This is a genomic window from Mesorhizobium sp. LjRoot246 (assembly GCF_964254115.1).
Taxonomy (GTDB): domain Bacteria; phylum Pseudomonadota; class Alphaproteobacteria; order Rhizobiales; family Rhizobiaceae; genus Mesorhizobium.
On record NZ_CAXUSN020000001.1, the window covers coordinates 6244123 to 6267078 of the forward strand.

Sequence of the window (22956 nt, forward strand, 5' to 3'; positions counted from 1 at the left end):
TCATCGGCCCACCGGCGGATTTGATTTGCTTGGTGATCCCCCAACCTTAGGGCAAACTGCCTGCTGGGGCGTCAGGAGGAGAAATGAGAGCACGCGCAGCAACGCTTGGGGATCTGGAGGATGTCTTTCGCGGCCTGTCCAAGCGGATGTCCGACGAATATGTGGCCGCCGGCAAGGACAGCAAGATCGCCTACGACAATCTGATGATGAATTTGAAGGAAGGCCGCGCGCACGCGCTTGTCGAGGGCGACAAGGCCGTGGCGATCATCGCCTGGCATGAGAACAGCGATGCCGCCGATACGCTGTTCGCCGCGCAGGAGGATTTCTTCCGCGCCGCCACCGTCCGTTTCTGCAAGCGGCATATCAGGCATATCCAGGCGCTCACGGGCAACCTCCCCATCCACTCGCGCAGCTGGCTCCAGGGGCCTGACGTCGCCAGATGGTTTGGCGTCATCGGCTATGTCGAGCGCGGCCAGGAGAACGGCGCCACGCTGTATGAGCTGCCGCCGGCTCGCATCGGCTAAGGAACCCTGGCTGGTGAAGGTCTTCACCCTGGCAGCAAAACGCCGCCTCCACCTCTCCATCGCCCGCACAGATTCGTCGATGCGGGTCGCCGTCTTCGGCTCCAGCCGCCCTTGCTCGGCGGCCTTCTGGACTGCCTCAGCAAGCGGCTTGCGCCGGGCGCCGATTGGCGGGATGTTATAGGAGGGCAACCGGGGGGCAAACCGGCACGCCGAGATCGATATGGCTGCTGGAAAATGTCACGAGCTTGCTTCGTCTTTCTTGCCTTTGTTGCGTTGGTGAGGCCCGTAGAGGCAGGCGAGTGGATGTCTCATCTGCTTGAGCGCTCCAGCCTGACGACCGCCTATTTTCGCCAAGCAGATCTTGTGACCGCATACACGACCGCAATGGCGCGCTTCCGTCTGCAGCTCGCAGGGCGTGCCGGCGAAACCAACCTTGCGGTCCCCCTCGAACCACTGCTTTTGCGGGCGGAATTCCGTGCGCGGACATGGCGATCGGCGGACGGCAGCCTGTTGCAAGGTTTCGCCGGCAAGGGCGGCTTCCGGCTCACTATCGGAAACTGCCTGGCGCGCATCTGCGCTGCCAGCGAATGCAGCGATGCCGGTTGGCCGGTTTACGCCTGCAGCGACGGAGCCAGACGCAAGATGTCCGTCCCGGATTTTGTGACGGCAAACTTCGGCGGCGTCTCCTACCGCCGATTGAGCGCCTCCCCTTCACAGGAATGACAGCGAGGCGCCGGCCACCTTGCTGCAGCGTTCAGCAAAGGGCGGTATCCTTCGCCCTCACCGCAAACGCTGCCTGCACCGCGCGATTGACGGTGACCGGCAGGATCGACATGTGGTTCTCGCCGGCATGCAGCTCGAAACTGGCGCGCACGCCCGGAAGGGCGTCGAGACGCTCCGCCATTGCCCGCGCGAATTCGTCGGTGCGTGTCACCTTCTTCTGTTGGAGGCGCTTTTCCTCGTCCTCGGCGCCAATCTGGAACGGCGCCAGCTTGTCCGTCTCGTATTCGCCGGCAGACAGGATCACGGTCGCCGTCAGGCCGTAGGGAACCGCGGCCTCGAACCCTTCAAGAAAGCGGTCGATGGTGCGGTCTTCCCAATAGATGGCGGGGCTCGCCGCGATCCAGGTCTGGAAGGAAGAAGGCCGCGTGAACAGGGCGTAGAGCGCAAACAGGCCACCGAAGGAATGGCCGTAAAGCGCCTGGCGGCTGGCATCGACCGTGACCCGACTGGCGACCCATGGCTTCAGCTCGTCCTCGATGAAGGCAAGGAATTCCCCTGCCCCACCGGTCCGGACTTCGGGCGTGCCCTCGTAGGGCGGATAGGTCTTGCCCGGCGGCGGGCCGAGATCCCATGAGCGGCGCAGCGGGTCGTAGGCGCCGTCGACGGGATAGCCGATGGCGACGATGACGCCCCAGCCGACATTGGTGCCCGCGGGATAGAAGGCCTGTGCGCGCATGGCGTCGACCGCAGTACCGATGACGGCGTTGCCGTCGGTCATGTAGAGCACAGGCCAGCCGGCCTCGGGCGCTGGCGCGGACGGCACGTGCAGGAATATCCGCCAGGGCGCGCCGCCATGCGCCGGGACAAGGTCGTGGACCGTGGTGTCGGCGATCAGGGCTGGCATCGACTTGGACATGGAATATCTCCACAGGGGCAAAAAGGTCAGCGGCGGCGCAGCAGCCACATCAGCACCGGTCCGCCGATCAGCGTGGCGACGAGACCGGCCGGGATCTGGCGCGGGAAGATGGCGGTGCGGCCGATCCAGTCGGCGGCGACCATGATCAGCGCGCCGACGAGCACCGCGCCGGCGGCTTGCGGCAGAGATCGGGAAAGGCCAAGACGACGGGCAAGATGCGGCGCCATCAGACCGATGAAGGTCAGTGGACCGACGATCAGCGTCGAGGCGGCGGTGAGTGCCGCGACCACCAGCAGTACGAGAAGCCGCGTCCTCTTCAGGCTGATGCCAAGGCCTTGAACGGCGGCGGGGCCAAGCGGCAGGATGTCGAGCCAGCGGATGAAGAGCGGCGCCAGCGCGAAGAGGCAGACGGCAATGCCGCCCGTCAGCAAGGCGGCGCCGACGTCGACACCGTAGGTCGAACCGGTCAGCCAGTTGAGCAACAGCATCGCGCGAGGGTCGCCAGAGGCGGTGAGCACCAGGATCAGCGCATCGAACAAAGCCGTCAGAGCCACGCCGGCGAGCAGCAGCCGCTCCGGCGCATAGGCGGCGCGGCGGCCGATCGCCAGCGTCACCAGCAAAGCGGCGAAGGCGCCGATGGTTGCGGCCGCCGTCTGAACCGGGCGTCCGGCATCGGAGAGCGCAAACAGCGCCACCATCATGCCAAGGGCGGCACCGGCGCTGATGCCCAGCACTTCGGGGCTGGCCATCGGATTGCCGGTCAGCCGCTGCATCATCAGCCCGGCGAGCGCCAGCATGGCGCCGGCACTCAGCGCCGCAAGCACACGGGGCCACCGCCACGACAGCAGGGGCTGAAGCTCGTCGCCGAAAGCGAAGGTCCAGCCATGCGGCCCCGGCCCATAGAGCAAGGCCAGCCCCAACAACAAAAGCAGAGCCAGGCCGATCGTCGCCAGCACGAGGTGGGGCCGGCTTGCGCGTGGCAGGCGCGCGGCCGTCAAAGCCGGGGCTTCCGAGCCAAGAGCAAGGCGCGGCAGCAGCCAGAGCAGCAGCGGCGCGCCGAGAAGCGCGGTGATCGCTCCGGTCGGCAGCAAGTCGCCTTGCGGTCCGGTCGCGATCTGCACGCCTTGGTCGGCGGCCCACAGCAGTGCGCCGCCGATCAGCGGCGCCATCACCAGTTGCTGGCCCAGCCGGCGGGCACCGCCGATACGCGCAAGCGTCGCGGCCGCCAGGCCGACGAAACCGATGATGCCGACTGCGGCAACCACAAAGGCGATCAGCGCGACGGCAGCCGCCAGTCCGGCGAAGCGATAGGCGCCGAGCGGCAGGCCAAGGCTGCGCGCGCCTTCATCGTCGAGGCCAAGCAAGGTCAGCGGCCGCACCATGAGGAAGATCGTCAGCGCAGCAGTGCCGATACGTGGCAAAAGCCACAGCGTCGTCGACCAGTCCTGCTGGCCGAGCGAACCAGCGCCCCAGATGAACAGGCTGGCCAGCCATTCATGCCGCAGCACAATGAGAACAGCACCGATGGCGCCGGCATAGAGGCTGACGACCAGCCCCGCCAGCACGACCGAAAGCGGCGACAGGCCCTTGTGCCAGGACAAAGCGAGGACGGCGGCAAGGGCCATGAATGCGCCAGCCAGCGCCACCCATTCGCGGCCGAAAGCAAGCACGGAAGGCGACAGAAGCGTCGCCAGTGCCAGCGCCAGATAGGCGCCGGCCGAGACGCCGACCGTTTCGGGCGAGGCGAGCGGGTTGCGCAGAACCTGTTGCAAGACGGTTCCGGCAAGCCCGAGCGCCGCACCACACAAGAGGCTGACGGCAAGCCTGGGCAAGAAGGCGTAGTGGACGAGCACCTGCCGCATGTCAGCGATGTCGGGGGCGGCGAGCGATTGGAGCCAGAGCGCCGATGGCAGCTGCACCGTGAGGTTTGAGACGGTTGCCGCTACCGCCGCCGCGAGTAGCATCGCGCAAAGCAGGATCGCGCCTACCGGCTGATTGCCAAGAAAGCTCCATCGGGAGACCCGGCCGGCCGACGCAGGCTTTCCGCCTTGGGCAATGGCCGCAGCATCCTCAACCACGGGCGGCCTCCACGGTCATCGCCGATGCCAAGACCCGAGCAAAACGGGTGGCGGACGGAAGCGCGCCGAACATATGGACGGCGGGAAGGCCCATGATCGAGCGGTTGCGCACGAAAGGCATGGCGTTCCAGACCGGACTCTCGGTCAGCGTGCCGCCGGCGCCCTCGGGCAAGGGTTCGAGATAGACAAGGCGCGCGTCGCTGGATGTCGCCAGCCCGTCGATACCGACGGTCGAAAACCCCCAATAATTGGTCTCGGCCGTCCAGGCGTTGCGGAGCCCGATGCGGTCGAACACCTCCTGAAACAGGCTCTTTGCGCCGTAGACGCGCACATTGCGCGGGTCCATGAAGCTGACGACATAGATCGGCCGCGCCGAAAGCGGCGCCAGCTGCTGGCGAACTTCCCAGAAATACGCGTCTGTCGCCGCGATCAGCGCCTCGCCTTCGCTTTCCTTGCCGACAAGCCCGGCGAGCTGGCGCGTCGCCTCGATGGCGCGCTGATAGGGCTGCCCGGCTTCGGTATAGAGCCCGATCGTCGTCACCGGCGCCACGCGTTCGAGCAGCGGCTTGATGCCGTCGAGATACGGCATGGACAGGATGATGTCGGGCGTGAGCTGCTGCAGCAATTCGAGATTGGGCTCGAGCAGCGTGCCGACATCGGCGATCTCAGGCGGCAGCGGTGGCTCGACCACCCAGGTCTCCCAGATGTCGCGACCGGCAATGGCGATCGGGCCGACGCCCAGCATGAGCAAGGTCTCGGCCAGCCCGTCATCCAGGCAGACGATGCGCAACGGTTTCGCCGCGGCAGACGGCGATGCAATTCCTATGAAGGGCAAAACGAAAAGTCCCAGCGCGCCGCGCCGGGTGATCCGACCGTGGAGACGCTCAGCCCTGTGGGATTCAAGGGCCGCCATCACAGCACAACACCGGTGCGGAAAGCCGGCTGGGCGTGGATTTCAGGCACGGGTTTTTCTCCAACACGACGCGGTTCAAAAATCTGGCTGCCGGCAGCCGATGGCCGGTTGACTATGAAACATGACTTTAATAGTCAACATTTAAGATGATTAAACGAGTCAACAATTTGAAATTAGCGCAGGGCAGGACGACCCTGCGCGCTTTGCAGGCAGTGAGAGGTATCGAGATGAGGTCGAGTGCACATCGTGCGGCGCGTCGGCGAAGCCGGACCCAGGGCCTTGTGGTCGCATCGCTCTCGACCCTGCTTTGCAGCCAGGCCCTCGCGCAGGATGCCACGACCGAACTCAACCCCATCAATGTCGAGGGACAGACCGACAGCCCGATCGGCCCGGATGACGGCTACATCGCCAAGAATACCACCACCGGCTCGAAGACCGACACGCCGCTGAAGGAAATACCGCGGTCGATTTCGGTGGTGACCCGCAAGCAACTCGACGACCGCCAGCCGGGGCAACTTGAGGACGCTTTGTCCTATCTTGCCGGCGTCACCACTTCGCCATGGGGTATCGACGATCGCTTCGACCAATGCCTGATCCGCGGTTTCGACCTCTGCACCTCGGCGATCTATCGCGACGGACTGCCGCAGAAAGTGATCGACTTCTCCGGCTTCAAGATCGAGCCCTACGGGCTGGAGCGGATCGAGGTGCTGAAGGGACCGTCCTCGGTGCTCTACGGCGAGAACGAGGCCGGCGGCATGGTCAATGCCGTCACCAAGCGGCCGACCGACAAGCCGATCTATGACGGCTTCCTCAGCTATGGCAGCTTCAACACGGTCGAGGCCGGGCTGGATATCGGCGGCCCGATAGACGATGCCGGCGTGTGGTCCTACCGGCTGACCGGCCTGGTCCGCAACGGTGAGCTCGAAACCGACTATTCCCGCAACGACCGCATCTTCGTCGCGCCGGCGCTCAAGTGGCAGCCGGATGCGCAGACCTCACTGACCATCCTTGCAAACTACCAGTGGGACAGGCTGACGCCAATTCAGTTTCTGCCCGCGCAGTATGGCAATCTGCCGCGCAATTTCTTCACCGGCTCCCCCGATTTCGACCGCTTCGATGCCAACCATGGTTCGATCGGCTACCAGTTCAGCCACGAGTTCGACGACCATTGGACGGTGCGGCAAAACCTTCGCTACTCGCAGCAGGAAACCGACTATCGGCAGCTCTACTATGGCGAATGGCTTGGCGGCCAAGACATGATCGACGACCGTACGATGTCGCGCACGCTATTCACCGTGGATGAGACGGCCACGCTGTTCAACGTCGACAACCAGGCCGAATACAAGGCCGACTTCGGCGCGATCGAAAACAAGCTGTTGTTCGGCCTCGATTACAGCAGACAGTCGGTCGACGGGCGGAACGGCTACGGCGAGGGTCCGCCGCTGGACACCCTCAACCCGGACTACTCGATCCCGGTCACGCCGCCGAGCCTCATCATTACGGATCGCAAGCAGACGATCGGCCAGGTCGGCCTCTATGCACAGAACCAGGCCAAGATCGCCGACCACTGGGTCCTGACCCTCGGTGGCCGGCAGGCCTGGATCGACAACGCCAATTTCGACCGGCTCGACGGAACGGGCAGCTACGATCAGAAGGACCATGCCTTCACCGGCAATGTCGGTATCGGCTATCTCTTCGACAATGGCCTGACGCCCTATGCCAGCTATGCCGGGTCCTTCACCACCAATATCGGCCCGACCCAGTCCGGAGACCCGCTGCTGCCTTCGCTGGGCAAGCAGTACGAAGTCGGCGTGAAATATGAGCCGACCTTCTTCCCCGGCTTCATCACCGCTTCGCTGTTCGACCTGCGCAAGACCAATGTGCCGACGGCGGCAGCCAATCCCGTCTACCAGGTCCAGACCGGAGAAGTCCGCCATCGTGGCCTCGAGATCGAGGCCAACGCCGATCTGGCTTCCGGCCTCGGCATGACGGCGGCCTACACCTATCTCGACGCGGAGATAACCAGCGATGCCGCCGCCATCATCGGCAACAGACCGGCCAGGGTACCGGAACACCAGGCATCGCTGTGGGCCAATTACGAGATTGGCAGCGGCGTGCTCGAGGGCCTGAGCGTTGGCGCCGGCGTGCGCTACATCGGCGCCAGCTTCGGCGACAATGCCAACACCGTGAACGTGCCCGGCCACACGCTGGTCGACGCTGCACTTCGCTACAAGAAGAATGGCTGGCAGGCGGCTCTCAATGTCTCCAACCTGTTCGACAAGACCTACTATTCGACCTGCTATGAGGCCGGCAGCAATCCCGACCTCAGCTGCATCTATGGCGAAGGCCGTGTCATCAAGGGCAGCCTCAGCATGAAGTTCTGATGCGGGCCAGCCCGCCCGCCTCGATTGGCCGCGAGTGAGCATGCGTAATCTGTCGGTGCTGGCCGCAAGGCGATTCGGCCCCCGCAGCCCTGTGCGACGTCTCGCCCCACCGACAATCACTCCAATCCACATACGGCATCATCTTTCCTCCACGAATTCATTCGATGATGGTCCGGGCACGGTCGCCTTCGGGCAGGGGCGCGCTGGATTGGGTTGCCTGAGGAAGGAACGAATCAAAAAAGCCACGGCAGCCGCTGCCGGAAGGTGTAGAAGACCGTACCGAACGCATCGAAGGGAGCGCGATCGGGTTGCACTCGGCAAGGCTTGATGGTTTGTTGCCGCTATACGGAGAACGAATGATGCGAGAGCCTGCCGGTCAAGACGAATATGGGTCGACGAATCCCTACGATCCGGACGACCTGCCGACGTTGAACGCGATCGGTCCGAGCATGGGAAGCGGCAATGATTTCGAGAAATATGCCGTTGCCGTGATCATCGTGTTCGGTGCGCTGATCATTGGCGGGCTGATGGCGGCTTCGATGGTCTTCGGGCACCGCAACGGCTTCCTCTTCGCACTTGGCGGCGCCACGTCTGCCTGGATATCCGGAAACGCGCTGCTGCTCGACCGGCCGCGCATCTACGCGCTGTTTGTCGGCATTGCCGCCTTGATGCTGATTGCGTCCACCATCACGCTGGTCTTGTGACGGTTCGACCGGCCATGAGCCAACCCCGTTGGGCAGCGGGCGATCAACCCGACTCGCTACGCTGCTCCAAGCCTTTCCTCTGAGCTATCAGTATCCGAGCGCCTCGCCAGAGGCCGCGCGGCTGTCGATGGCGCCGTTGTAGCGGGCGCCGCCGCCTTTCTCGATTTCCGCCAGGCTTTTGCCGCCGACAAGGATGCCGGCCGCCTGGCCCCAGGTCTGGTTAGCAAGATCGAGGTGATAGCCCATGCCGGCCAGCAGCTTTTCGGTATCGGGCGACAGCCCGAACGGCTCGACATAGACCGTGTCGGGCAGCCACTGGTGGTGGATGCGCGGCGCGTCGATCGCCTCCTGGATGTTCATGCCGTGGTCGATGACGTTGACGATCGCTTCCAGCGTGATGGTGATGATGCGCGAGCCGCCGGGGCTGCCGATGACCATGAACGGCTTGCCGTCCTTGGCCACCACGGTCGGGCTCATCGACGACAGCGGCGTTTTCTTCGGCTGGATGGCATTGGCCTCGCCCTGGACCAGGCCATAGAGGTTGGGCACGCCGGGTTTTTGGGTGAAATCGTCCATCTCATTATTGAGCAGGATGCCGGTGCCGTCGGCGACGACGCCGGCGCCGAATGAGCCGTTCAACGTATAGGTGACCGCGACCGCATTGCCGTCATCGTCGATGATCGAATAATGCGTCGTCTCCTTACTCTCGCCAAAGCCCTTCGGCATCAGATCCTTCGACACGCCGGCCCGGAACGGGTCGATCTTGTCGCGGATATCCTTGGCGTAGGCCTTGTCCAGCAATTTCGAGACCGGGTTGTCGACGAAATCAGGATCGCCAAGCGCCGAATTGCGGTCAACATAGGCGTAGCGCATCGCCTCGACCATGACATGAACCGTCTCGGCGGAACCGGCACCGAGATAGGACAACGGATATCCCTCCAGCACGTTCAGGATTTCGCAGACGATGACGCCGCCTGAGCTGGGCGGCGGCGAGGAGGTGATCTCGTAGCCGCGATAGGAGCAGGTCACGGGCTTCAGTTCGCGCACCGCATATTGCTCGAAATCCGGCTTGGCCAGGATGCCGCCCTTGGCGCCGCTTGCTTTGACGATGGCATCGGCGATGACGCCTTTGTAGAAGGCATCCGCGCCTTTTTCGGAAATGGCGGCGAGCGAAGCGGCAAGATCGGGCTGGACCAGCCGCTCGCCGATGCCATAGGGCTTGCCATCGGGTTTCAGGAAGATCGCGGCAGCCGCGGGGTCCTTCGCCAGCCTGTCGGCGCTGCCGGCAAAAGAGGCGGCGTCACCCTGATTGAGGATGAACCCGTCCCTGGCATAGCTGATTGCCGGCGCCATCAGATCCTGGCGGGACAATTTGCCGTATTTTTCGCGCGCCATCTCCAAACCGGCGACGGAACCGGGCACGCCGACCGCGAGATAGCCGTCGAGGCTGGCGCCCTTCACCGGGTTGCCGTCCTTGTCGAGATACATGGTCTTGGTTGCTGCCAGCGGCGCCCGTTCGCGAAAATCGAGGAAGGTCGATTTGCCGTCCTTGAAGCGGATGGTCATGAAGCCGCCGCCGCCGATATTGCCGGCATTGGGATAGACGACGGCGAGCGCATAGCCGACGGCAACAGCCGCATCGACAGCATTGCCACCCTTCTTCAAGACCTCGACGCCAACTTCCGATGCCAGATGCTGGGCAGTCACCACCATGCCGTGCTCGCCCTTGGCTGGCGCCGGCGAGGCAGCGAAGACGCTCGTCAGCGGCGCGAGGGCGAAGGTGATGGAAAGACTGGCGGCGATCAGTGTCCGACGGTTGAGAGGCATGGCGGTTCTCCGGGCGGGGGTGCGCTAGAAGACCGTGTTGGAATGATCGAGTCCAATAACAATTGAAGGAGCGCGAGAAAGACCCCCTCACCCGGATTGCCAACCGAATTGCAAGGGCAATTCGGGGCAATCCGACCTCTCCCCGAGGGGAGAGGAGGTTGCCAGCGCCGGCGCCAGTCTCTTCTCCCCAGCGGGGAGAAGGTGGCCGCGAAGCGGCCGGATGAGTGGCCGGCTCGGTCTCAGACAATCCCGCCAGAACCGCCTGCAACCGCAGGGCGTTCCGCCGCGACTTTGGCGCGGTAGCCTGCTGCCCGATAGGCGGCAACTGGGTCGATGGCGCCGCCGGTCTTCAGCCGCGCCATGGCCAGGATCGGCTCGACGTCGGTGCGATAGGCGGCTTTCAGTGTCTGCGTCGCCATCAGCGCGTCGTTGCTGTCCTGATAGCCTTCCAGCGCCTTGCGGTCGACCAGCAGCGCCTGCGCATAGGCGCGCTGCACCTCGACCGCCGACAGCATAAGGCTTTCGATCGGATCTGTGACGTTGTGGCTCTGGTCCAGCATATGGGCGGGGTCGAAACCTTCGGCGCCGGAAAGTTCGGCATCGACCAGTTCGTTGAAGACGAGGAACAGCCGGTAGGGATCGATCGAACCGGCATCGAGATCGTCGTCGCCATATTTCGAATCGTTGAAATGGAAGCCGCCAAGCTTCTTGAACTGGATCAGGCGCGAGACGATCATCTCGATGTTGACGTTGGGCGCATGGTGACCGAGGTCGACGAGGCAGAACGCCTTGTCGCCAAGTTCCTGCGCGATCATGTAGTTGGTGCCCCAATCCTGCACGACAGTGGAGTAGAAGGCCGGCTCGTACATCTTGTGCTCGGTGAACAGCTTCCAGTCGGCGGGCAGTCCGGCATAGACTTGCTTCATGGCGTCGAGATAGCGCTCGAACGCCTTGGCGAAATTGACCTGGCCAGGAAAATTCGAGCCGTCGCCGATCCACACCGTCAGCGCCTTCGAGCCCAGCGTCTTGCCGATCTCGATGCATTCGAGATTGTGCTCGACGGCTTGTCGGCGCGTGCCGGCATCGGCATGCGACAGCGAGCCGAATTTGTAGGAAAGCCCCTGGTCCTTGGCGTCGGAAAAGGTGTTGGAGTTCATGGCGTCGAAGCCGAGGCCAAAGCGCGAGGCTGCCTGCTTCAGCCGATTCGGGTTGGCCTTGTCCCACGGAATGTGCAGGGAGACGGTCGGCGTCGCCTGCGTCAACTGCTGGATGACGGCGCAGTCCTCGATCTTGTCGAAGATGTCGCGTGGCTCGCCGGCGCCGGGAAAGCGGGCAAAGCGTGTACCACCGGTGCCGACGCCCCAGGAGGGGATCGCCACGGCGAATTTTTCGACCTTGTCGCGTATGGCGTCGATGGCGATGCCGCGGCGGTCGAGGCGTTCGCCAAGGAAAGCATAGTCGCGCTCAAGGTCGGCCTTGCGCGCGGCATTGTCTTTGTCGACGACGTCGGCGGAGATGATCTGTTCCATCGTCCTCCTCCGCTCAGCGCGTGAACGACTGGGCGTTGCCCGCGTCGACGTTGATGATGTTGCCGGTCGACTTGGCAGACATGTCGGAGGCGAAGAAATAGATCGCCTCGGCAATATCTTCCGGGAAGACCGAGCGCTTCAGCATCGAGCGAGAACGGTAATGCTCCTCGAGGTCATCGGTGGACATCTTGTAAGCGGCGGCGCGCTGTTCCTTCCACTCGCCGGTCCAGATTTTCGAGCCGCGCAGCACTGCATCCGGATTGACGACATTGACCCTGATCTGCGCTTCAGCGCCCTCCAGCGCCAGGCAGCGGGCGAGATGTATCTCGGCGGCCTTGGCGGTGCAATAGGCGGCGGCGTTGGGCGATGCGGCAAGGCCGTTCTTGGAGGCGACGAAGACGACGTTGCCGCCGATCTTCTGCACGCGGAACAGCCGGAACGCCTCCCGCGAGACCAGGAAGTAACCGGTCGACAGGATATCCATGTTCTTGTTCCACAGCGCCAGCGTCGTCTCCTCGATCGGCGCCGAGGAGGCAAGGCCAGCATTCGACACCAGAATGTCGATGCCGCCGAACTCGACCGCCGTCTCGGCAAAGCCCGAAATGACCTGATCCTCCGAGGTGACGTTGATCAGCACCGGCCGGACGAAATCCTTGCCATAGGCCTTGGCCAGTTCATCGTTGGCACTGGCGAGCGCTGCCTCGTCGATGTCGGCCAGCACCACGCAGGCGCCCTCGCGCAGCAGCCGGTTAGCCGTCGCGCGGCCGATGCCGCCGGCGCCGCCGGTGACCAGCGCGATCTGGCCGGCGAGTGCTTTCGGCTTCGGCATGCGCTGCAGCTTCAGATCCTCGAGTAGCCAGTACTCGATGTCGAAGGCTTCCTGTGCGGGCAGGCCGACATAGGACGAGACCGTCGAGGCGCCGCGCATGACATTGATGGCGTTGACATAGAATTCACCCGAGATGCGCGCCGTCGCCTTGTCGCCGGCGAAGGTGAACATGCCAACGCCGGGCATCAGGTAGACGACTGCATTGGGATCGCGGATGGCGGGCGAGTCCGCATGCTTGCAGCTGTCGTAGTAGGCCTGGTAGCCAACGCGATAGGCGGCGATGTCGTCGGCAAGACGCGCGATGACCGCATCGACATCGGGCTTTGCCGGATCGAACTCGATGACCAGCGGACGGATCTTGGTGCGCAGGAAATGGTCCGGGCACGACGTGCCAAGTGCCGCCAGCGGACGCAAATCCCTGGAGTTGACGAATTCGAGCACGGCGGCGGAATCATCGAAATGACCAAGCTTATGGCTCTTTTCCGAGATCAGGCCGCGGATTTTCGGCATCAGTTTCGCCGCGATGGCACGGCGCTCAGTGGCGTCGAGTGACTTGACGACTTCACCGCCGAAGATGGCGACGCCTTCGGAACGGCGCTCGAACCATTCGATCGCCTGGTTGATGACCGAGATCGTCGTCTCGTAGCATTCCCTGGGGGTTTCGCCCCAGGTGAACAGGCCGTGGCTTTCGAGGATGACGCCCTTGGCGGCGGGGTGTTCGAGGCAGAATTTCTCCAGCCACAGGCCGAGCTCGAAGCCGGGACGTTTCCACGGCAGCCAGCCGATGGCGTCGCCGAAGATCTCCTTGGTCAGCGCCTTGGAATCCTTCGCGGCGGCAATGGCGATGATGGCATCGGGATGCATGTGGTCGACAAAAGGCTTCGGCACGTAGGCATGCAGCGGCGTGTCGATCGAGGCCGCGCGCGGATTGAGGTTGAAGGTGCAGTGCGGCAGGAAGCCGACCATTTCGTCTTCGTGCTCGACGCCGCGATAAAGGCCTTTGAGCGCGCGCAGCTTGTCCATGTAGAGCGTGGCAAAACCGTCTCGCTTGATCGAGGCGCTGTCGCCGCCCGAGCCCTTGACCCAGAGCACTTCGACAGTCTCGCCGGTGAGCGGGTCTTTCTGCCAGATCTTCGACGACGTGTTGCCGCCGCCATAGTTGGTGACGCGCTTGTCGGAGCCGAGCGTGTTCGAGCGGTAGACTAGAAGCTCAGGGTCGCTCATCCCTTTGGCCTTCGCGTCGTCCCACAGATTGGCGAGGCGCGCGGTGCGCTTGTCGAGCATAGGGTATCCTCCCGAAAGGCACGCAAACGGTGCGGCCAATTTGGCCCGAATTTCCACGGAAGCAGCCAGCTTGTCAATCACAAACGATCAAGATCGATCATATTGCACTGCACAATGAAATTATATGATCGGAAATGATTGACACTGCGCGTTTTGGGTGCCTAGATGCTCAGGCAGGGAGGAACCATGCACGAAAAAGAGCGCCACAGGATCATTCTGTCCGCCGTCCAGGAAAAGCCTGTGGTGACGGTGCAGGAGATGGTCGACCTGACGGAATCCTCCGAGGCGACGATCCGGCGCGATATCGCGGCTCTCCATGTCCAGAAGCGCCTGCGCCGTGTGCGCGGTGGCGCCGAGGCGATCTCGCCGCCGCAGTTCATTGGGCTGGCCGGCCGGCCCTTTTCCGTCAACGAAACGATCAACGCCTCGCAGAAGCGCGCTATTGCGCGGGAAGCAGTCGAGTTGTGCAAGGACGGCGAGCCGATCATCATCAATGGCGGCACCACCACCTTCCAGATGGTGCATTTCCTGACCGGCCGCCGCATGCCGATCTTCACCAATTCCTTCCCGATCGCCGAGCATTTGCTCAAGCACTCCAAGAACACGGTGATGCTGTCTGGCGGCACCATTTATCGAGAGCAGAACATCATCCTGTCGCCCTTCGACAACGACGTGACGCGCAATTTCTATGCGCGCCGCATGTTCATGGGTGCGCAAGGGTTGGGGCCGCTCGGCCTGATGGAGGGCGATCCGCTTTTGATCCAGGCGGAGCAGAAACTGATCGACCAGGCGGACGAACTGGTGGTGCTGGTTGATTCCTCGAAATTCCGCAAACGCTCCAGCCTGATCCTGTGCGGCCTGTCGCGCATCGCCACCGTCATCACCGACGACGGCATCGAGGACCGCGAAGCAAAAATGCTCGAAACCGCCGGCGTGACGCTGATCGTCGCCCGCACATCCGCAACCAACAAGGAAGAATCTTCACTGCAGGCATGAGGCCAACTCACGCCCGCAGCGGCGATGGAATGCAACGCTCAAGGGAGGAAATTCGATGAGCTTCTTGAAGAAACTGATGGTGACGGCTGCATTCTCAGCCGCCATGTTCGTGAATGCCGCCTATGCCGAAAACGTCAAGATCGCGCTGGTGGTGAAGTCGCTCGGCAACGGCTTCTTCGATGCCGCCAACAAGGGCGCCGAAGAGGCGGCCAAGGAACTCGGCGATGTCGACATCATCTACACCGGCCCGACCAAGGCGACCGCCGAAGCGCAGATCGAAGTTGTCAATTCGCTGATCGCCCAGAAGGTCAACGCCATCGCCATCTCGGCCAATGACGCTGATGCGCTGGTTCCGGTGCTGAAGAAGGCCATGGAGCGCGGCATCACCGTCATCTCCTGGGATTCGGGCGTCGCCAAGGAAGGCCGCCAGCTTCACCTCAACCCGTCCGACACCGGCCTGATCGGCGAGACCATCATCAAGCTTGCCGCCGATTATCTGCCGGAAGGCGGCGACGTCGCCATCCTGTCGGCCTCCTCGACCGCGACCAACCAGAACGCCTGGATCGACGCGGCCAAGAAAATCTTGCCGGTGAAGTTCCCCAAGATCAAACTCGTTGCCACCGTCTATGGCGATGACGACTCCGCCAAGAGCACCGACGAGGCCAAGGGTCTTCTGAAGTCCTATCCGAACCTCAAGGCGATCATCGCGCCGACCACCGTCGGCGTCGTTGCCGCCGCCCAGGTCGTCACCGACGAAAACCTGATCGGCAAGGTCAATGTCACCGGCCTCGCGCTGCCGTCCGAGTTCAAGAAGTTCATCGACAACGGTTCCAGCCAGGCGGTTGCCCTATGGAACCCCATCGACCTCGGCTACTCGGCCGTCTACCTCGCCCATGATCTGGCGGTGAAGAAGGAAGAGGCGAAGCCCGGTGCCACGCTGTCGATCGGCCGCGTCGGCAAGGTAACGCTCGACGACACCAATTCGGCTGCGATGGCTCCGCCCTTCCAGTTCGACAAGAGCAACATCGAGAAGTTCTCCAAGATCTATTGATCTGGAGCCATCTAGAGCTGCCGCGGCGGGGCTCACGTCCCGCCGCGACTTTAAACGGACCTTGTTTCAGGGCTTGATACGACTATGGACACGACAGCCCAACACGGCGCGGTGAAGGAGCGGCCTCCGGCCTCGGCTCCACGCCTGACGCTGTCCGGCATCTCCAAGAGCTTTCCGGGCGTGCGCGCGTTGCACAATGTCAGCCTGTCGCTCTATCCTGGTCAGGTGACCGCGCTGATCGGCGAGAACGGCGCCGGCAAGTCGACGCTGGTCAAGATCATGACCGGCATCTATCAGCCCGACGAGGGCACGATCAGCATCGACGGCCACGCCATCACCCTGCCCAGCGCGCATGCCGCCTTTGGGCACGGCGTCACCGCCATCCACCAGGAAACCGTGCTGTTCGATGATTTGACGGTGGCCGAAAACATCTTTCTCGGCCACGCGCCGCGCACACGTTTCGGCACCATCGACTGGCGCACCATGCGCAAGAATGCGCGCGAAGTGCTCGACACCATGCATGCCGGCCATATCGACGCCGACGCGCGGCTGAAGGACCTCGGCATCGCCAACAAGCATCTGGTCGCCGTTGCGCGCGCCATGTCGATCGACGCGCAGATCGTCATCATGGACGAGCCGACCGCCGCGCTTTCGATGAAGGAGATCGAGGAGCTCTTTTTGCTGATCGAGTTCCTCAAGAGCGAAGGCAAGGCGATCCTGTTCATCAGCCACAAGTTCGACGAGATCTACCGCATCGCCGACCGCTACACGGTGTTCCGCGACGGCGAGATGGTCGGCGAAGGCCTGATCAAGGACGCTAGCCAGAGCCAGATCGTGCGCATGATGGTTGGCCGCGCGGTCGACCATATCTTCCCGCAGCGCAAGGCCGAGATCGGCGCGCCGGTGCTTTCCGTTTCCGGCCTGTCGCACCCGACTGAATTCAACGACATCGGCTTCGAGTTGCACAAGGGCGAAATTCTTGGCTTCTATGGCCTTGTCGGCGCCGGGCGCAGCGAGGTGATGCAGGCGATATCGGGTATCACCCGCATATCGGGCGGCACGATCAAGCTGGAAGGCAAGACGATCGCGCCGAAATCGGCGGCGGATTCGATCGATGCCGGCATCGTCTACGTGCCCGAAGAACGCGGCAAGCAAGGCGTGGTGATCGGCCTGCCAATCTTCCAGAACGTCTCGCTGCCTTCGCTCAAGCGCACATCCAAGTCTGGCCTGCTGCGGCTGGCGGAGGAGTTTTCGCTCGCCCGCTCCTATACCGAGCGGCTGGACCTCAGGGCCTCCTCGCTCAGCCAGGATGTCGGTACGCTGTCGGGCGGCAACCAGCAGAAGATCGTGATCGCCAAATGGTTGGCGACGGCGCCCAAGGTGATCATCCTGGACGAGCCGACCAAGGGCATCGATATCGGCTCCAAGGCTGCCGTGCACGGCTTCATGGCCGAGTTGGTGGCGCAAGGGCTGTCGGTGATCATGGTGTCGTCCGAATTGCCCGAAATCCTCGGCATGTCCGATCGGGTCGTTGTCATGCGCGAGGGGCTCGTCGCGGCGGTCTACGACAACAAGGGGCTCGACGCCGAAACGCTGGTCAGGACGGCAGCAGGGATCGCGGCATGAAGGCTCTTCTCAAATACCGTGAAATCTGGCTGTTCGCGGCGATCGTCGTGCTGATCGGCCTGATCTCGACGCGCTTCCCGGCCTTTGCCGACCCCGGCAATCTGCGCCAGGTGTTCAACGACACCTCGATCCTGATGATCCTGGCGCTTGGCCAGATGGTGGTCATCCTGACCCGGTCGATCGATCTGTCTATGGCCTCCAACCTCTGCTTCACCGGCATGGTGGTGGCGATGCTGAACGCCGCGCATCCGGCAATCCCGATCCCGCTGCTGATCGTCATCGCACTGGCCGTCGGCCTGGTTCTCGGCGCCATCAACGGCCTGCTGGTCTGGCGGCTGAACATTCCCTCGATCGTGGTGACATTGGGCACGCTGACCATCTATCGTGGCGCCACTTTCGTGCTGTCCGGCGGCGCCTGGGTCAATGCCGACAAGATGAGCCCGGACTTCATCGGCTTTCAGCGCGCGGCTTTTCTCGGCATTCCGGTGCTGTCCTGGATCGCCATCCTGGTCATCGCGCTGTTCTTCATCCTGATGACGCGCACCGCGCTCGGCCGCTCGATCTATGCCATCGGCGTCAACCCGACGGCTTCGGTCTATGCCGGCATCGATGTCGGCCGCACGAAATTCATCGTCTTCTGCATCTCCGGCATGATCGGCGGGCTTTCCGGTTACCTCTGGATCTCCCGCTATGTGATCGCCTCGGTCGAGGTCGCCAATGGCTATGAGCTCAACATCATTGCCGCCTGCGTCATCGGCGGCATCTCGATTGCCGGCGGTATCGGCTCGGTCGGCGGCGCGGTGCTCGGCGCGCTATTCCTCGGCATCATCTCCAACGCCTTGCCGGTCATCAACATCTCGCCCTTCTGGCAGATGGCGATTTCGGGCAGCGCCATCATTCTGGCCGTGGTGCTCAACGCGCGTGGCGAACGCCAGCAAGGCCGCATTATCCTCAGAAAGGTGGAGGCGGCGACATGACCGACATCCCTGCCCCGCGCCACATTCCCGACCGGCTCGATAAGCCGTTCCGTTCGGCGATCTTTTCCTGGGAAGCGCTGCTGGTCGTGGTGGCGGTCACTATCTTCGCCATCAACAGCTTCGCCTCGCCCTATTTCCTTGATCCGTACTCGCTGTCGGATCTGACCTTCAATTTCACCGAGAAGGGCCTGATCGCCTTCGCCATGGCGCTGCTTATCATCTCTGGCGAGATCGACCTGTCGGTGGCCGCCATTATCGCGCTGGCGTCAACCATGATGGGCATGGCGGTGCAGGCCGGCGCCGGCACGCCCGTGCTGGTGCTGATCGGCATCGTCGTCGGGCTAGGCTGCGGCGCCTTCAACGGGTTGCTGGTCACAAGGCTCGGCCTGCCGTCGATCGTCGTCACCATCGGTACGATGAGCCTGTTTCGCGGCATTGCCTTCATCATTCTCGGCGACCAGGCCTACAAGGGCTATCCCTCAAGCTTCGCCTTTTTCGGCCAGGGCTATGTCTGGTGGGTGGTGTCGTTCGAACTGGTTCTCTTCCTCATCGCGGCCGTCGTTTACTGGTTCCTGCTGCACCGCACGAGTTTCGGCCGTCGTGTCTTTGCCATCGGCAACAACCCGGTCGCAGCACAATTTTCCGGCGTGCGTGTCGGTCGAACCAAGTTCATCCTGTTTTGCCTCACCGGGCTGATGTCGGGCATTGCCTCGGTGCTGATCACCTCGCGGCTCGGCTCGACGCGGCCCTCGATCGCGCAAGGCTATGAGTTGGAAGTCATCACCATGGTCGTGCTCGGCGGCGTCAGCATCCTCGGTGGCGCAGGCAGCATTCTTGGCGTCGTGCTCGCCGCGTTCATCATGGGGCTGGTGACCTTCGGGCTTGGCCTGCTCAACGTGCCCGGCATCGTCATGTCGATCTTCATCGGCCTGCTGCTGATCATCGTCATTGCACTGCCAATCGTCTGGCGGCGGCTCCTCGGAGGTCGCTGATGCCGCAGAAATACGCATTCAAGATGAAGCTGAAGCCCGGCACGAAGGCCGAGTACAAGAAGCGCCATGACGAGATCTGGCCGTCGCTGGTCGCGCTGCTGAAGCGAGCCGGCGTCTCCGATTATTCGATCCATCTCGACGAGGAGACCAATATCCTGTTCGGCGTGCTGTGGCGGCGAGATGACCACGGCATGGACGAACTGCCGAAGCATCCAGTGATGCAGCGCTGGTGGGCGCGCATGGCTGACATCATGGAAACCAGGCCGGACAACGAGCCGGTGGCCGTGCCGCTGGAAACCGTGTTCCATATGGAATGAGTGCACCCCGCCACATCGCCGTCATCGATATCGGCAAGACCAACGCCAAGGTGGCGCTGGTCGACCTCGCGATGTTGAGCGAGGTGGCGCTGCGCCGCATGGCCAATGCGCCAGTGCGGCAGGCGCCCTACCCGCATCACGATGTCGAAGCTTTGTGGACATTCATCCTCGACAGCCTTGCCGGCCTCAACCGCGAACAGCGCATCGACGCCATTTCCATCACCACCCATGGCGCGACGGGTGCGCTGGTCAACGCCGCGGGCGAACTGGTGCTGCCGGTGCTCGACTATGAATTCGACGGTCCCGACAGACTGGCAGCGGACTATGACGCGATCCGCCCGCCCTTCGCCGAGACCGGGACGCCGCGCCTGCCGCTCGGCCTCAATCTCGGCGCGCAATTCTTCTGGCAGCAGAAAAGCTTCCCAGCGGAATTCGCCAAGGCCGTCGCGATGCTAATGTACCCACAATACTGGGCCTTGCGCCTGGCCGGCATCGCCGCCAACGAGGTGACCTCGCTCGGCTGCCATACCGATCTGTGGAATCCGTGGACGGCGGATTTTTCATCATTGGTCAACAGCCTGGAATGGCGACGGCTGATGGCGCCGGTGCGGCCGGCGAGCGAACGCCTCGGCTCGATCCAGCCCGCTATTGCGGCGCGAACCGGACTCGATGCGCAAACGCCGGTGTTCTGCGGCTTGCATGATTCCAACGCCTCGCTGCTGCCGCATCTGCTGTCCGAAAAACCGCCATTCTCCGTGGTTTCGACCGGCACCTGGGTGGTGTCGATGGCGGTCGGCGGCAAGCAGATCGCGCTGGATGCCGCGCGCGACACGCTGGTCAATGTCAACGCGCTCGGCAATCCCGTTCCCTCGGCGCGCTTCATGGGTGGCCGCGAGTTTTCTTTGCTGACGAAGGACCAGCCGGACGAGTGGAGCGACGATGATGTCGGCGCCGTGCTGGCGCGAAAGATGCTGCTGTTGCCATCGACCCAGCAAGGGTCGGGGCCGTTCCCGCATCAGGCTGCCACATGGCTCAACGCTAACGGCATGAACAATGGTCAGCGCTTTGCCGCTATCTCGTTCTATCTGGCGCTGATGACGGCGACCTGCCTCGACCTGATCGGCGCCGATGGCCCGACCACAGTCGAAGGCCCTTTTGCCCGCAACCGGCTGTTTGTCGAAATGCTGGCAGCAAGCACGGCACGCGCCGTTGTTGCATCCGAAGCTGCGACCGGGACCAGCATCGGCGCCGCACTGCTGGCAACCGATCAACTGATGGCGCAGGGCAAAGGCGAAAGAATGGAGCCGCCGACCGACCCGGTCTGGGCCGACTATGTCGGCGCCTGGCGCGCGGCGGTCAAGGCGCAGAGATAGGGTCTGTCTGCTTGAGCATGATCTCTGGACAAACGATTTCTGTTTGTCCGAGAAAACCGGAACCCACTTTTCGGGATCATGCTCAGCTACAAGATCCGCTTGCCGAAGGCCGACATGACGAAATTGACCGCGTCGGTGCCGATCCGCGGCTCCATATCCGCCGTCAGGCCCGAAACATCCATCGACAGCAGCCCGCCGGAGAGCGCGATCGCCTCCATCGCCTGATGCGTCTCGCGCACGGTCAGCCCACCGGAGCCCGCAGCCCAGCCGGCGAATTCGGTCACTGTGGGCGAATAGCTGACATGGAAGCCTTGCGTGCCGGAGGTGGCGATACGGATCGCCTCATGCATCAGGTCGCGCATTCCCATGGCGTCGATGTCGGTCATGGTGAAGGCTGACACGCGTGAGTCCTTCAGCACCCTGGCTTCGGCCGGGTCGGCATGGCGCAAGCCGACGATGACGACATTTTCCGGCGACAGCTGCGGCTGCAGCGCACCTGCCTTGTGGTCGAGGCCAAGCGCTCGCGCCAGAACCGAACCTTCCGGCAGGTCGATGCCGTCCTCGTCCTCGGGCATCAGGGCGGCGATGGAATCGATCCAGATCAGGCCGAAGGAATGCGTCGCGCGCGCCGTTGCGGTCAGCGCCTTGTGGGCGATGCGACGATCGGTGCCGACAGTCAGCCGGATCAGCCCTGAAGGAGGGCGCTCGATATCGGCCAACTCGACGACGTCGAAATTCATCACCTCCAGCCGCGCGCCAGTGCCCTCCCGAGCCAGGATGCCGGCAGCCTCTTGCTCGGCCGTGATCTGCACCATTTTGCGGCCGGAAAAGTCCTCGACGTCGTGCATCGGGGCCTTCTCGACATATTCCGAGGTCATCGCCAAAAGCATGGCGCCATAGCTCATGCGGAAGGCGACGCGGTCGCCGACGGAAGGCCTCGGATCTGCATCGGCGACGTCCAGCAGCAGATGGTCGCTTGAGGCGCCGAGCACCCGTATCCCCTTGGCGATCGGCGTCAGCCCTTCGACCAGCACGTCCTCGCGGCCGATATTGGCGATGGCGCGCAGCCTGTCGCCTTCGTCGGGGAAGACCGGCTGGTTGCCGAAGGCGTCGTAGCCGGATTGGCCGATCGGCCGTGACGGCTTGAGCTTGACCTCGATGATGTCGCTGGTCAGCCGGCAGGCATCGGGTTCGAGCTCGGCCCATGGCACATCGCGGAAGGTCTCGACGCCGCCTTGCAGGATCGCCTCGCCGACGCGCAGGTTGTTGATGCCGGCCGGCAGTCTGCCTTCGAGCAGCAACGGCAGCGACGAGGAGGCACCGCCGGAAATCACGTCGAGGCTTCTGCCCGACAGGCGCTCGGTCTTGTAGGCATGGGCTACGAGCTGGCCGAGATTTTCCGGCGTCGGCATGATGGCGCCGAAGCAGCCGAGATTGGTGCCGATACCGGCAATGCGCACGCCCTTGAACTGCAGGATCTGCTCGACCGTGGGGACCAGGTCATTTGGCCAGATGCCCTCGCGGAGATCGCCGAGATCGATCATCAGCATGATGTCGTGGACGCGCCCCATGCGCTCGGCAATGCGCGAAATTTCGCGGATGGTGGCGAGTTCCGACTGCAGGCTGATGTCGACGGTGCGCACCACCTCCTCGACACGCGCCATTGGCGGACTGCGCAACAGCATGATCGGCGCGTTGATGCCACTGTCGCGCAGCCGGCGGATGTTCTCGAAACGCGATTCGGCGATGCCGGCGACACCGCCGCGCAGCATGGCGCGCGCCACTTGCGGCATGCCGCAAGTGCCCTTGGTGACGCCGAACACTTTTATGCCCGACGATGCGCAGCGCCCGACGATCGTGCGCGCATTGCGCTCGATGCGGCCGAGGTCGATGGCGACTTGCGGTCCCGACAT

18 protein-coding genes are annotated in these 22956 nt (G+C 63.3%); 11 read left to right on the forward strand and 7 right to left on the reverse strand.

The window, feature by feature from the left end:
* Positions 1-83: 83 nt before the first annotated feature.
* Positions 84-524 (forward strand): hypothetical protein, encoded by a 441-nt coding sequence (locus ACSQ3L_RS30255; protein WP_436163259.1) that lies wholly within the window; start codon positions 84-86, stop codon positions 522-524.
* A gap of 303 nt (positions 525-827) precedes the next feature.
* Positions 828-1247, forward strand: a complete 420-nt coding sequence (locus tag ACSQ3L_RS30260) for a hypothetical protein (protein WP_436163260.1) — start codon at positions 828-830, stop codon at positions 1245-1247.
* Between the two features lie 31 nt (positions 1248-1278).
* On the opposite strand, the gene ACSQ3L_RS30265 is transcribed toward ACSQ3L_RS30260, so the two are convergent.
* Genes ACSQ3L_RS30265 through ACSQ3L_RS30275 form a run of 3 tightly spaced genes read right to left on the reverse strand, consistent with a single transcriptional unit; the run spans position 1279 to position 5031 of the window.
* Positions 1279-2163, reverse strand: a complete 885-nt coding sequence (locus ACSQ3L_RS30265; RefSeq protein ID WP_436163261.1) for an alpha/beta hydrolase — start codon at positions 2161-2163, stop codon at positions 1279-1281.
* 26 nt (positions 2164-2189) lie between these two features.
* The gene (fhuB, locus tag ACSQ3L_RS30270; RefSeq protein WP_436163262.1) at positions 2190-4241 is read right to left on the reverse strand and encodes a Fe(3+)-hydroxamate ABC transporter permease FhuB; all 2052 of its coding nucleotides are present in this window, start codon (positions 4239-4241) and stop codon (positions 2190-2192) included.
* Positions 4234-5031, reverse strand: coding sequence for an ABC transporter substrate-binding protein (locus tag ACSQ3L_RS30275; protein ID WP_436163263.1), 798 nt, complete (start codon positions 5029-5031; stop codon positions 4234-4236). Before ACSQ3L_RS30275 ends, fhuB begins: the two co-directional genes overlap by 8 nt.
* Positions 5032-5435: 404 nt before the next feature.
* Between ACSQ3L_RS30275 and ACSQ3L_RS30280 the strand changes: the two genes are divergently transcribed.
* Positions 5436-7538: a TonB-dependent siderophore receptor gene (locus ACSQ3L_RS30280; RefSeq protein WP_436163264.1), complete on the forward strand. Its 2103-nt coding sequence runs from the start codon at positions 5436-5438 to the stop codon at positions 7536-7538.
* 356 nt (positions 7539-7894) lie between these two features.
* Positions 7895-8242: a hypothetical protein gene (locus ACSQ3L_RS30285; protein WP_436163265.1), complete on the forward strand. Its 348-nt coding sequence runs from the start codon at positions 7895-7897 to the stop codon at positions 8240-8242.
* Between the two features lie 87 nt (positions 8243-8329).
* On the opposite strand, the gene ggt is transcribed toward ACSQ3L_RS30285, so the two are convergent.
* The 3 genes from ggt to ACSQ3L_RS30300 form a co-directional block, all read right to left on the reverse strand.
* A complete protein-coding gene (ggt, locus tag ACSQ3L_RS30290; protein WP_436163266.1) occupies positions 8330-10069 on the reverse strand; it encodes a gamma-glutamyltransferase in 1740 nt (579 codons plus the stop codon).
* A 239-nt stretch (positions 10070-10308) separates the two neighbouring features.
* Positions 10309-11598 (reverse strand): L-rhamnose catabolism isomerase, encoded by a 1290-nt coding sequence (gene rhaI, locus ACSQ3L_RS30295; RefSeq protein ID WP_436163267.1) that lies wholly within the window; start codon positions 11596-11598, stop codon positions 10309-10311.
* Between the two features lie 13 nt (positions 11599-11611).
* On the reverse strand, positions 11612-13711 hold the full coding sequence (locus tag ACSQ3L_RS30300; RefSeq protein ID WP_436163268.1) for a bifunctional rhamnulose-1-phosphate aldolase/short-chain dehydrogenase: 2100 nt from the start codon (positions 13709-13711) through the stop codon (positions 11612-11614).
* Positions 13712-13897: 186 nt separating this feature from the next.
* Here ACSQ3L_RS30300 and ACSQ3L_RS30305 point away from each other — a divergent pair, with 186 nt between their 5' ends.
* From ACSQ3L_RS30305 to ACSQ3L_RS30335, 7 genes are all read left to right on the forward strand, one after another.
* The gene (locus ACSQ3L_RS30305) at positions 13898-14707 is read left to right on the forward strand and encodes a DeoR/GlpR family DNA-binding transcription regulator (RefSeq protein ID WP_023813909.1); all 810 of its coding nucleotides are present in this window, start codon (positions 13898-13900) and stop codon (positions 14705-14707) included.
* 55 nt (positions 14708-14762) lie between these two features.
* Positions 14763-15758, forward strand: coding sequence for a rhamnose ABC transporter substrate-binding protein (gene rhaS, locus ACSQ3L_RS30310; protein ID WP_436163269.1), 996 nt, complete (start codon positions 14763-14765; stop codon positions 15756-15758).
* Between the two features lie 84 nt (positions 15759-15842).
* A complete protein-coding gene (locus ACSQ3L_RS30315) occupies positions 15843-17384 on the forward strand; it encodes a sugar ABC transporter ATP-binding protein (protein ID WP_436163270.1) in 1542 nt (513 codons plus the stop codon).
* Positions 17381-18361: an ABC transporter permease gene (locus tag ACSQ3L_RS30320; RefSeq protein ID WP_436163271.1), complete on the forward strand. Its 981-nt coding sequence runs from the start codon at positions 17381-17383 to the stop codon at positions 18359-18361. Before ACSQ3L_RS30315 ends, ACSQ3L_RS30320 begins: the two co-directional genes overlap by 4 nt.
* On the forward strand, positions 18358-19353 hold the full coding sequence (locus tag ACSQ3L_RS30325) for an ABC transporter permease (protein WP_436163272.1): 996 nt from the start codon (positions 18358-18360) through the stop codon (positions 19351-19353). The genes ACSQ3L_RS30320 and ACSQ3L_RS30325 overlap by 4 nt, the downstream gene beginning before the upstream one ends.
* Positions 19353-19670, forward strand: coding sequence for an L-rhamnose mutarotase (gene rhaM / locus ACSQ3L_RS30330; protein ID WP_436163273.1), 318 nt, complete (start codon positions 19353-19355; stop codon positions 19668-19670). The genes ACSQ3L_RS30325 and rhaM overlap by 1 nt, the downstream gene beginning before the upstream one ends.
* Positions 19667-21043, forward strand: coding sequence for an FGGY-family carbohydrate kinase (locus ACSQ3L_RS30335; RefSeq protein ID WP_436163274.1), 1377 nt, complete (start codon positions 19667-19669; stop codon positions 21041-21043). The genes rhaM and ACSQ3L_RS30335 overlap by 4 nt, the downstream gene beginning before the upstream one ends.
* Before the next feature lie 86 nt (positions 21044-21129).
* Here the strand turns inward: ACSQ3L_RS30335 and ACSQ3L_RS30340 are convergent, their stop codons facing one another.
* Positions 21130-22956: an alanine racemase gene (locus ACSQ3L_RS30340; protein WP_436163275.1), complete on the reverse strand. Its 1827-nt coding sequence runs from the start codon at positions 22954-22956 to the stop codon at positions 21130-21132.